Here is a 10,185-nt window from a genome sequence, read left to right on the forward strand (position 1 = left end):
ATGAACGACTCGTACTAGGGGATCTTGAGGCGGCGGACGCCCTCCCAGTAGAAGAACTGCCTGATGACGACGCTCATCTGCATCTGCAGCGCCGAGTCGTCGTCGTTCCTGGAGTCCGGGTCGCCGAAGTTGTAGCCGAACAGCGACTGGTCCCAGTCGATCTCGCCGCTGGTCGCCTTGGCGTAGGGATCCATCAGCAGCTTGGTGGGATTGCAGCGCAGGCCCTCGGCGGGGTCCCAGGGGCCGTGCACGCGATAGCCGTAGCGCTGGCCGGGCTGCACGGTCGGCAGGTAGCAGTGCCATACGTAGGCGTCGACCTCGCTGACCTCGACGCGGCTCTCGGTGCCGTCCTCGTCGAAGAGGCACAGCTCGACGCGGTCGGCGACCTCGCTGAAGAGAGCGAAGTTGGTGCCGCTCCCGTCGAAGGTGGCACCGAGCGGGTACGGGGTTCCTGGCCAGATCTGCACGGTTCTCCTCGATGGTTGGATCGTTCCAAGGCTAGCAAGTGCCGCCCAGCCCTGCCGCACCTGCCGCCTAGCGGCCGTTCTGGCTGAAGTGCTGGTAGTCCACCGACTCGTGCCAGGCGCCGCCCCACTCCCACCCGATGAGCGCGAACGCCTCGATCACCGGACCGGCCGCGACGATCATGCCGGGCCGGACCACATCGCGGCGCAGGTAGGAGCTGGCCAGCTCGGGCAGCACGACGTCGTCCTTGAGGTAGGGGTTCTGGAAGGTGTTGAGGTCGATGGCGAGGCCGTAGGCGTGCTGGGAGAAGTACGACGCCCCGGTGGTGGGCCGGCAGACGAAGGACCCGGTCCCGTTGCCGTCGCCGGTCGGCGCGGCGTCGGGGTCGTAGGACCGGACGATCCCAACCTGCTCCTGCGGGAACCGCTCGCGATACAACGTGCGGAAGACGCCGACGATGTCGTCGGCGACCGTGCGATGGACGAGGAGCTCGCCGGTGTGTCGCTGGGCGTCGAAGCCCCAGAACGTGAGCCGGATCCAGGCGAGGTCGGTCGCGGCCACCGGGCAGCCCTCCCGCCAGCTCGAACGCTCGATCACCGTTCCCGGGGCGGGCGAGACGACCCTCGCCGCGAACCCGTGGCCCGGGAGCCTCGGCACCGTGTCGGGCCGGGTCCAGCGGCGGTTGCGCAACACCTTCGGGGTCGGCCGCACCTCGCCGTACCCGCTCTGTGCCCGGGGCAGCTCGCGGGTGCCGAGCCAGGCAGGCGGACGGGCGCCCAAGCCGGTGGCCGGCGCGAGGAGCGTGCCGTCCATGGGTGTTCTGGGTGACGCGTCGGGCCGTCGGGCCTCCCCCACCGCCGCCGAGGCGGCCGTCGAGCCATCCTCGACGCGCGGTGACGACGTCGCCCCGCAGCCAGCCAGCGCTCCGGCGACGAGCGCGGCCAGCAGCACCACGGCGGTTCGGGGCGTACGCCTGATCACACCTGCACGCTATCGCGCGACACCGTGGGTGACCCGCCAGTAACATTGGTGGCATGAGCCGAGAGATCTACGACGAGGACCACGAGGCGTTCCGCGCCTCCGTCAAGGAGTTCCTGGACCGCGAGGTCATCCCGCATCTGGACGAATACGCCACCGGACACGGGCTCGCGCGCGAGTTCTGGCTGGCCGCCGGCAAGCAGGGCTTCCTCGGCCTGGAGATCCCCGAGCAGTACGGCGGCTCCGAGGCCGGCGACTACCGCTTCAACGCAGTGCTCACCGAGGAGCTCGCCAAGGTCAACATGACCCTGCCGAGCTGCGTGGGCATCCACGCCGACATCGTCGCTCCCTACCTCGTGCACCTGACCAACGACGAGCAGAAGGAGCGCTGGCTGCCCAGGTTCTGCACCGGCGAGCTGCTCACCGCGATCGGGATGACCGAGCCCGGCGGGGGTTCCGACCTCGCCAACCTGAAGACCACGGCCGTCCGCGACGGCGACGACTGGATCATCAACGGCTCCAAGACCTTCATCACCAACGGTGGCAGCGCCGACCTCGTCGTGGTGGCCGCGCGCACCAGCCCGGAGAGGAAGGCCACGGGCATCTCGCACTTCGGCGTCGACCCGACGCGGCCCGGATTCTCGGTGGGCAGGGTGCTGGACAAGGTCGGCCAGGACGACTCCGACACCGCCGAGCTCTCCTTCGAGGACGTCCGGGTCAGCAACGCCGACCTGATCGGCCCGCTCGACACCGGCTTCATCTCGATGATGCAGTTCCTCCCGCAGGAACGGCTCGGCTCGGCGATCACCGACCTCGCCCACGCCAAGCAGATCCTCGAGGAGACGATCCAGTACGCCAAGGATCGCAACGCCTTCGGCCAGCCGATCGGCAACTTCCAGCACAACGCCTTCCTGCTGGCCGAGCTCGTCACCCAGGTCGAGGTGACGCAGGCGTACGTCGACCAGTGCGTCCTCAAGCACACACGCAGCGAGCTCACCGCGGTCGACGCGGCGAAGGCGAAGTGGTGGACGTCGCAGGTCCAAAATGAGGTCCTCGACCACTGCGTCCAGCTGCACGGCGGCTATGGCTACATGAACGAATACCGTGTCGCCCGCGCCTGGCGTGACGCCCGGGTCACGAAGATCTGGGCCGGGTCCAACGAGATCATGAAGATGCTGATCGGGCGTGACCTGGGCTTTCAGTAGGGGGTGCCAGTGAGCCGCATGTTCGTGGCGGTCATCCCGCCTGGTGACGTCGTCGAGGACCTCGACGACTTCCTCTCCGTACGCCGCAGCGCCGGCGAGTTCAGGTGGACCCGCGCCGACACGTGGCACGTCACCCTCGCCTTCACCGCGCACGTGCCCGAGCGGTCCTTCGACTCGTTGTGCGAACGGCTCGCGGTCGCGGCCGGGCGGCGTGCGGCGTTCCCGACGCGGATCGTCGGTGGCGGCGCCTTCCCGCACCCCGACGGCGCCCGCGTCCTGTTCGCCGGACTCGAGGGATCCTTCGATTTTCTCTCGCGGGCAGCTCGCAACGCGGTCGTCGCATCGGGCGCGGAAGTCGACGGTCAGCGGTTCCATCCGCACCTGACGCTCGCGCGGCTCGGGCGACCGACGAACGTGACGAGGTGGGTGCGGCTGCTCGAGTCCTACGCGGGTCCGCCGTGGGAGGTCACCGAGCTCGCGCTGGTCGAGTCGCACCTCGGGGAGGGTCCACGGCATGAGGTCTGCGCCACGTTCCCGCTCGGGGACGGGTGAGCGCGACACTCAGCCCAGCCTCACCTTCGTTGCGCAGCGGCAGGACGCGGGGAAGGCTGGCGCCATGAGCATGGAGATCGGCACCGACGCGGACCCGCAGCACTGGCACGAGCAGACCGACGCGGCCGGCGGACACCGTCTCAACGCTCTGCGGGCCGCCGTCCTCGGTGCCAACGACGGCATCGTGTCCACGGCCGGCCTCGTGATGGGCGTCGCCGGCGCGACGAGCGATCGCACGGCCATCCTGATCGCCGGCGTCGCAGGCCTCGTCGCGGGTGCCATGAGCATGGCCACGGGTGAGTACGTCTCGGTCAGCACCCAGCGCGACTCCGAGAAGTCGATCCTTCGACTCGAGGCCGAGGAGCTCGAGGCGATGCCCGAGACCGAGCAGCGCGAGCTGGCGAAGATGTACGAGGAGAAGGGTCTCGACCCCGAGCTCGCCACCCGGGTCGCCGCGCAACTGACCGCGCACGACGCCCTCGGCGCGCACGCCGACATCGAGTTCGGCATCGACCCGAATGAGCTCACCAACCCGTGGCACGCGGCCTGGGCGTCGATGATCGCCTTCACCCTCGGGGCTCTGCTGCCACTGATGTGTGTCGTCCTCGCGCCCGCGGGCGCGCGCATCATGGTCACGGTGCTGGCAGTGGTGCTCGCCCTGGCGCTCACCGGCTTCGTCAGCGCCAGGCTCAGCCTCAGCCCGCGCCTGCGTGCGATCCTCCGCAACGTGATCGGTGGCCTGCTGTCGATGGGCGTGACCTACCTGATCGGCTCGCTGGTCGGCATGGGGATCGCCTGAACCCCGCCCCCCATGTAACACGCTGTCCGATGCTCTTCCACGTCGTTGCAGCGGCGTGGGAGTGCACTTAACAGCGTGTTACATCGACCGGCGTACGGCGTCAGCCCAGAGCGCGCACGATGTCCTCGACGCGGTCCTTGGCGTCGCCGAACAGCATCCGCGAGTTGTCCTTGAAGAACAGCGGGTTCTGCACGCCGGCGTAGCCCGTCGCCATGGAGCGCTTGAAGACGACGACGTCCTTGGCGTGCCACACCTCGAGTACGGGCATGCCCGCGATCGGTGAGCCCGGCTCCTCGAGCGCGGCCGGGTTGACGGTGTCGTTGGCGCCGATCACGAGCACGACGTCGGTGTGGGCGAAGTCCTCGTTGATCTCGTCCATCTCGAGCACGATGTCGTAGGGCACCTTCGCCTCGGCGAGCAGCACATTCATGTGGCCGGGTAGCCGGCCCGCGACGGGGTGGATGCCGAAGCGGACCTCGATGCCCTTCTCGCGGAGCTTCCTGGTCAGCTCGGCGACGGGATACTGCGCCTGCGCCACCGCCATCCCGTAGCCCGGCGTGATGACGACGGACTTCGCGTCCGCGAGCAGCTCGGCGACCTCGTCGGCCTGAACCTCGCGGTGCTCACCGTAGTCACGAGCCTCCCCGCTGACGGCGCCGTCGGAGCCGAAGCCGCCGGCGATGACGCTGACGAACGAGCGGTTCATCGCCTTGCACATGATGTAGCTCAGGATCGCACCGGAGGACCCGACGAGGGAGCCGACGATGATCAGCAGGTCGTTGCTCAGCATGAAGCCGGCCGCTGCGGCGGCCCAGCCGGAGTAGGAGTTGAGCATCGAGACCACGACCGGCATGTCGCCGCCACCGATGGCGGCGACGAGGTGGAAGCCGAGCAGCAGCGCGAGCGCGGTCCTCGCGATCAGCGGCACCAGGCCGAGGTCGCCCTCGACCGGCACGAACCACGCCAGCAGCAGCGCCGAGCCGATCAGGATCGCGAGGTTGAGCAGGTGCCGACCGGGCAGCGCCAGCGGCGTCGACTTCATCTTGGCGCTGAGCTTGAGGTAGGCCACGATCGAGCCGGTGAAGGTCACGGCGCCGATGAAGACCCCGAGGAACACCTCGACGTCGTGGATCGTGCCGAGCGAGCCCGCGAGGCGGTCGGCCTCGAGGTAGGAGTTGAAGCCCACCAGCACCGCCGCGATGCCGACGAAGCTGTGCAGGATCGCGACCAGCTCGGGCATGCCGGTCATCTCGACAGTTCGCGCACGCCAGGCGCCGATGGCCGCGCCGATCGCCATCGCCACCACGATCAGCACCAGCGTCACGCCGAGCGGGCGCTGGTCGCCGTACTGACTGTTGCGCGCGGCCAGGACGAGGGTCGCGCCGAGTGCGAGCCCCATGCCGGCCATGCCGAACGTGTTGCCCCGGCGCGCGGTCTCGTGCTTGGAGAGCCCGCCCAGGGCGAGGATGAAGAGGATCGCGGCGAGGATGTAGGCGGCCTGGATCAGGCCGGGCAACAGCGAAGAGGTCAGGAAGTCCATCGGCTCAGTCCTTCCGGAACATCTGGAGCATGCGAGCGGTCACCAGGAAGCCACCGAAGATGTTGATGCTCGCGACGAGCACGGCGACCAGCGCGAGCACTGTCACTGCAAGGTTGTCGCTCCCCACCTGCAGGATGCCGCCGACCAGGATGATCCCGGAGATGGCGTTGGTCTCGGCCATCAGCGGCGTGTGCAGGGCGTGCGCGACGTTGGAGATGACGTAGTAGCCCACGAAGATCGCCAGCGCGAAGACGGTGAAGTGGCTCAGGAAGCTCGGTGGTGAGTACGCCGCAGCGAGCGCGAACAGGACGGCCCCGAGCGCTGCCCCGACGAGCTTGCGCCGCGGGTCCATCGGCTGCTTGGGCTCGCGCACGTGCCGTTCGACCGGAGCGACGGCGGCCGGGGCCGCACTCACCTGCACCGGCGGCGGCGGCCACAGCGACTCGCCGTCCTGGGTGACGGTGATGCCGCGCTGGACGACGTCCTCGTGGTCGAGGACGAGCTCGCCGTCCTTGCCGGGCGTGAGCAGCTTGAAGAGGTTGACGATGTTGGTGCCGTAGAGCTGGCTGGTCTGGGCGGCGAGACGGCTCGCCAGGTCGGTGTAGCCGAGGATGGTGACGAGGTTGTCGGTGACGACCCGCTCGTCCGCCCGTGTCAGAGCGACATTGCCGCCGTTGGCCGCGGCCATGTCGACGAGGACGGAGCCGGCCTTCATGTGCGCGACCGTGTCGGCGGAGATCAGCTGCGGCGCCGGGCGGCCGGGGATCAGCGCGGTGGTGATGACGATGTCGGCGTTGCGGGCCTCCTCGTCGTACATCGCGGCGGTCGCCGCCTCCTGCTCGGCGGTCATCTCCTTGGCGTAACCGTCGGAGGAGACCTCCTGCTCCATCTCGACCGTGACGAACTGACCGCCGAGTGACTCGACCTGCTCGGCCACTTCGGGGCGTACGTCGAAGGCGCGGACGATCGCACCCATCGCGCCGGCAGCCCCGATGGCGGCGAGACCGGCGACACCTGCGCCGACGACGAAGACCCGCGCGGGCGGGACCTTGCCGGCAGCGGTGACCTGGCCGGTGAACTGCCGGCCGAACTCGTGGGCCGCCTCGATGACCGCGCGGTAGCCGGCGACGTTGGCCATGCTCGAGAGGACGTCCATGGCCTGTGCGCGGGAGATGCGCGGGACCGCGTCCATCGCCAGGCCGGTCACCCGCTGCGCCTGCAGCTGCTCGATCAACTTGGGGCTGCGACCCGGTGCCATCAGCGACACGACGGTGGCGCCCTGCCGCAGCCGCCAGATCTCGTCGGCCGTGGGGGCGTTGACCTTGATCACGATGTCGCTGGCCCACACCTCGTCGCCGCTGGTGACCCGGATGCCGGCCTCGGTGAACGCCGCGTCGGTCTGGTCGGCGGCCACGCCCGCGCCGGACTCCACGACGACGTCATAGCCGAGCGACTCGAGCTGAGCGGCCGTGATGGTGGTGGCGGCCACGAGGGTTTCTCCCGTTCGGGACTCGCGAGGGATGCCGATGCGCACAGTTGCCTCCTTGGGGGCGGCTGGACTGTCGGGAAACCTACACGGGCTCGAGAGCGCGGCGACAACGTCTCAGGTGGTCTTCGTCACGACGCGCTGCAGTCGGCGACGGGTCAGCCGAGAGTCCAGACGCGAGCGGCCGGTGGCGTCACGGGTGGCCTCGACGTGCTGCGCGACCTCGTCCGCCGCACCCACGACCTGCGGACCTACGCCCCGCGCTCCCCATCGGCGAGGATGGGCGCGTGAAGGTTGCGCTGATGATCACGTGCGTCAACGACGCGATGTTCCCCGACACGGGGAAGGCGGTCGTGACGCTGCTGCGCCGTCTCGGCGTCGACGTCGAGTTCCCCGCGGCCCAGACCTGCTGTGCGCAGCCGATGGTGAACACCGGCTACCTCGACGAGGCGGTGCCCGTGGTGCGGACGTTCGTCGATGCCTTCGCGGGCTACGACGCGATCGTCACGCCGAGCGGCTCGTGCGCCGGCTCCGCCCGGCACCAGCACGCGATCGTGGCCACACGCTCCGGCGATGCCGCGCTGGCCGCCGCCGTCGCGTCGACCGCACCCAAGGTGCACGAGCTCAGCGAGTTCCTGGTCGATGTGCTTGGCGTGACCGACGTCGGTGCCTACTTCCCGCACCGCGTGACCTACCACCCCACCTGCCACTCGCTGCGGATGCTCGGCGTCGGCGACCGGCCGAGACGGCTCCTCGAGAAGGTGCGTGGTCTGACGTTGGTCGACCTGCCCGACGCCGAGGAGTGCTGCGGCTTCGGTGGCACCTTCGCCCTCAAGAACGCCGACACGTCGGTCGCGATGGGCGCCGACAAGGCTCGGCACGTGCGCGACACCGGCGCGGAGATCCTGGTCGCGGGCGACAACTCCTGCCTGATGCACATCGGCGGCACGCTCTCGCGCCAGCGCAGCGGCGTACGGACGATGCACCTCGCGGAGATCCTGGCGGCCACACCGTGACCGGCACCTTCGTCGGGATGCCGGCCTTCCCCGAGGCGGCGCGCGCCGCGCTCGGCGACACCCAGCTGCGCCACAACCTGGCCCACGCCACCCACACGATCCGCGACAAGCGCGCCCGGGTCGTCGCCGAGGTCGAGGAGTGGGAGGCGCTCCGCGTGGCAGGTGCGGGCGTCAAGGAGGCTGCGTTGCGCGACCTCGCCACCCACCTCGAGTCGCTCGAGGCCCGGCTGACCGAGTCCGGCGCGACGGTGCACTGGGCACGCGACGCGCAGGAGGCCTGCGCGATCGTCGCGGAGGTCGCTCGCGGCCACGGCGCCGACGAGGTCGTCAAGGTGAAGTCGATGGCCACCCAGGAGATCGGCCTCAACGAGGCGCTGGAGGCGCAGGGCATCGCCGCCTGGGAGACCGACCTGGCCGAGCTCATCGTCCAGCTCGGCGAGGACCTCCCCTCCCACATCCTGGTGCCGGCGATCCACCGCAACCGTGCGGAGATCCGCGAGATCTTCCAGCGCCGGATGGGCGACGTGGGGCGGCCCCCGCCCGCCGACCTGACCGACGATCCGGCGGAGCTGGCCGGTGCCGCGCGCGAGCCCCTGCGCGAGAAGTTCCTCCGTGCCCGGGTCGCCGTTTCCGGGGCCAACTTCGCCGTCGCCGAGACCGGCACGCTCGTCGTCGTGGAGTCCGAGGGCAACGGCCGGATGTGCCTGACGCTGCCCGAGGTGCTGATCAGCGTGGTCGGCATCGAGAAGGTCGTGCCGACCTGGGCCGATCTCGATCCCCTGCTGCGCCTGCTCCCCCGGTCCTCGACCGGCGAACGGATGAACCCGTACACGTCCACCTGGACCGGCGTCACGCCCGGCGACGGACCGCAGGAGGTGCACGTCGTCCTGCTCGACAACGGCCGCACCCGTGCGCTGGCCGACGATGTCGGTCGCCAGGCGCTGCGCTGCATCCGCTGCTCGGCCTGCCTCAACGTCTGCCCCGTCTACGAGCGCGTCGGCGGCCATGCCTACGGCTCGGTCTATCCCGGGCCGATCGGCGCGATCCTCAATCCCTTGATGAACGGCGTGTCGGACGAGCAGACCGCGTCGTTGCCCTATGCGTCCTCGCTGTGCGGCGCCTGCTTCGAGGTGTGCCCCGTCCTGATCGACATCCCGTCGGTCCTCGTCGACCAGCGCGCGGCCGTGGTGGACAGCCATCGCGCCGACCTGGTGCCGAAGCCCGAGGCGCTGGCGATGCGCGCCGCGGCCTTCACCTTCTCCGACTCCCGTCGGCTCGCCTGGGCCGAGAGGGCCTCCGGCCTCGCCGGCCGCGTGATCGGCCGGTTCGGGCGTACGGCCCTGCCCGGTGGTCGCCCGGCCGTGGGTCGACTCCCCGGCCCCGGTGCCGCCTGGACCTCCGCACGCGACCTGCCGGCGCCACCGGCAGAGTCGTTTCGCGCCTGGTGGCAGCGGACGGACGGAGGCCGGCGCGATGAGTGACGCCCGCGAGGAGATCCTGGCTCGGGTGCGCGCGGCGCTCGCCGACGTGTCGCCGGCCGTCGAGGTGCCGGCCCCACCCCGTGTGACGCCCGTGGCCGACCTGGTCGGGCTGTTTCGCGAGCGCGTCGAGGACTACCGCGCCACGGTGTCCCGCTGCTCCAGCGAGGACCTGCCGGCCCTCGTCGCCACGACCCTCTCCGGGCTGTCCGTGGTGGTGCCCGGCGGCCTCGGACTCGAGGTGCCCGGCTCGGTCACCGACGACGGCCTGGCCGCCGTCGAGCTCGACGCGATCGATGCGGTCGTCACCGCCGCGCGGGTCGCGATCGCCGAGACCGGCACGATCGTCCTCGACCATGCCGCGGACCAGGGTCGGCGCGCCATCTCCCTGGTGCCCGACCTCCACGTGTGCATCGTGCGGGAGGATCAGATCGTCACCGACGTCCCGGACGCGATCGCGCTGCTCGATCCCACCCGCCCCCTGACCTGGATCAGCGGACCGAGCGCGACCAGCGACATCGAGCTGACCCGGGTGGAGGGCGTCCACGGCCCGCGCACCCTGCACGTCATCGTGGTCGCCTGACCGGGACGCGCACGGATGACACGCGCGAGCGTCTAGTGCGCGACGCCGTAGAGCCGGTCGCCGGCGTCACCGAGGCCGGGCAC

At 70.3% G+C, this 10,185-nt stretch carries 10 protein-coding genes; 6 read left to right on the forward strand and 4 right to left on the reverse strand.

Annotated features, from left to right (window positions below; genetic code table 11):
- Window positions 1–14: 14 nt before the first annotated feature.
- Window positions 15–467 (reverse strand): hypothetical protein, encoded by a 453-nt coding sequence (locus RMO85_RS07065; protein ID WP_310527980.1) that lies wholly within the window; start codon window positions 465–467, stop codon window positions 15–17.
- Window positions 468–534: 67 nt separating this feature from the next.
- On the reverse strand, window positions 535–1,446 hold the full coding sequence (locus RMO85_RS07070; RefSeq protein ID WP_310527981.1) for a M15 family metallopeptidase: 912 nt from the start codon (window positions 1,444–1,446) through the stop codon (window positions 535–537).
- A 53-nt stretch (window positions 1,447–1,499) separates the two neighbouring features.
- On the opposite strand from RMO85_RS07070, the gene RMO85_RS07075 reads away from it, so the two are divergent.
- From RMO85_RS07075 to RMO85_RS07085, 3 genes are all read left to right on the forward strand, one after another.
- On the forward strand, window positions 1,500–2,648 hold the full coding sequence (locus tag RMO85_RS07075) for an acyl-CoA dehydrogenase family protein (RefSeq protein ID WP_310527982.1): 1,149 nt from the start codon (window positions 1,500–1,502) through the stop codon (window positions 2,646–2,648).
- A gap of 18 nt (window positions 2,649–2,666) precedes the next feature.
- Window positions 2,667–3,200: an RNA 2',3'-cyclic phosphodiesterase gene (gene thpR, locus RMO85_RS07080; RefSeq protein ID WP_310527989.1), complete on the forward strand. Its 534-nt coding sequence runs from the start codon at window positions 2,667–2,669 to the stop codon at window positions 3,198–3,200.
- A gap of 64 nt (window positions 3,201–3,264) precedes the next feature.
- Window positions 3,265–3,999, forward strand: a complete 735-nt coding sequence (locus RMO85_RS07085) for a VIT family protein (RefSeq protein ID WP_310527983.1) — start codon at window positions 3,265–3,267, stop codon at window positions 3,997–3,999.
- A gap of 100 nt (window positions 4,000–4,099) precedes the next feature.
- Here the strand turns inward: RMO85_RS07085 and pntB are convergent, their stop codons facing one another.
- Window positions 4,100–5,539: a Re/Si-specific NAD(P)(+) transhydrogenase subunit beta gene (gene pntB, locus RMO85_RS07090; RefSeq protein ID WP_310527984.1), complete on the reverse strand. Its 1,440-nt coding sequence runs from the start codon at window positions 5,537–5,539 to the stop codon at window positions 4,100–4,102.
- Between the two features lie 4 nt (window positions 5,540–5,543).
- Window positions 5,544–7,073, reverse strand: coding sequence for a Re/Si-specific NAD(P)(+) transhydrogenase subunit alpha (locus RMO85_RS07095; protein WP_310527985.1), 1,530 nt, complete (start codon window positions 7,071–7,073; stop codon window positions 5,544–5,546).
- A 254-nt stretch (window positions 7,074–7,327) separates the two neighbouring features.
- Here RMO85_RS07095 and RMO85_RS07100 point away from each other — a divergent pair, with 254 nt between their 5' ends.
- Genes RMO85_RS07100 through RMO85_RS07110 form a run of 3 tightly spaced genes read left to right on the forward strand, consistent with a single transcriptional unit; the run spans window position 7,328 to window position 10,102 of the window.
- Window positions 7,328–8,041, forward strand: coding sequence for a (Fe-S)-binding protein (locus tag RMO85_RS07100; protein ID WP_310527992.1), 714 nt, complete (start codon window positions 7,328–7,330; stop codon window positions 8,039–8,041).
- On the forward strand, window positions 8,038–9,522 hold the full coding sequence (locus RMO85_RS07105) for a lactate utilization protein B (RefSeq protein ID WP_310527987.1): 1,485 nt from the start codon (window positions 8,038–8,040) through the stop codon (window positions 9,520–9,522). The genes RMO85_RS07100 and RMO85_RS07105 overlap by 4 nt, the downstream gene beginning before the upstream one ends.
- Window positions 9,515–10,102 carry a lactate utilization protein C gene (locus RMO85_RS07110; protein WP_310527988.1) on the forward strand — a complete coding sequence of 196 codons (588 nt, stop codon included), beginning with the start codon at window positions 9,515–9,517 and terminating at the stop codon, window positions 10,100–10,102. Before RMO85_RS07105 ends, RMO85_RS07110 begins: the two co-directional genes overlap by 8 nt.
- Window positions 10,103–10,185 lie beyond the last annotated feature (83 nt).

It is taken from the genome of Nocardioides sp., assembly GCF_031422975.1.
GTDB lineage: Bacteria > Actinomycetota > Actinomycetes > Propionibacteriales > Nocardioidaceae > Nocardioides.

Coding starts and splice junctions, on each gene's coding strand:
- RMO85_RS07075 (WP_310527982.1), top strand. CDS start 1,500: ATGAGCCGAGAGATCTACGACGAGGACCACGAGGCGTTCCGCGCCTCC.
- thpR (WP_310527989.1), top strand. CDS start 2,667: ATGTTCGTGGCGGTCATCCCGCCTGGTGACGTCGTCGAGGACCTCGAC.
- RMO85_RS07085 (WP_310527983.1), top strand. CDS start 3,265: ATGAGCATGGAGATCGGCACCGACGCGGACCCGCAGCACTGGCACGAG.
- pntB (WP_310527984.1), bottom strand. CDS start 5,539: ATGGACTTCCTGACCTCTTCGCTGTTGCCCGGCCTGATCCAGGCCGCC.
- RMO85_RS07100 (WP_310527992.1), top strand. CDS start 7,328: ATGATCACGTGCGTCAACGACGCGATGTTCCCCGACACGGGGAAGGCG.
- RMO85_RS07110 (WP_310527988.1), top strand. CDS start 9,515: ATGAGTGACGCCCGCGAGGAGATCCTGGCTCGGGTGCGCGCGGCGCTC.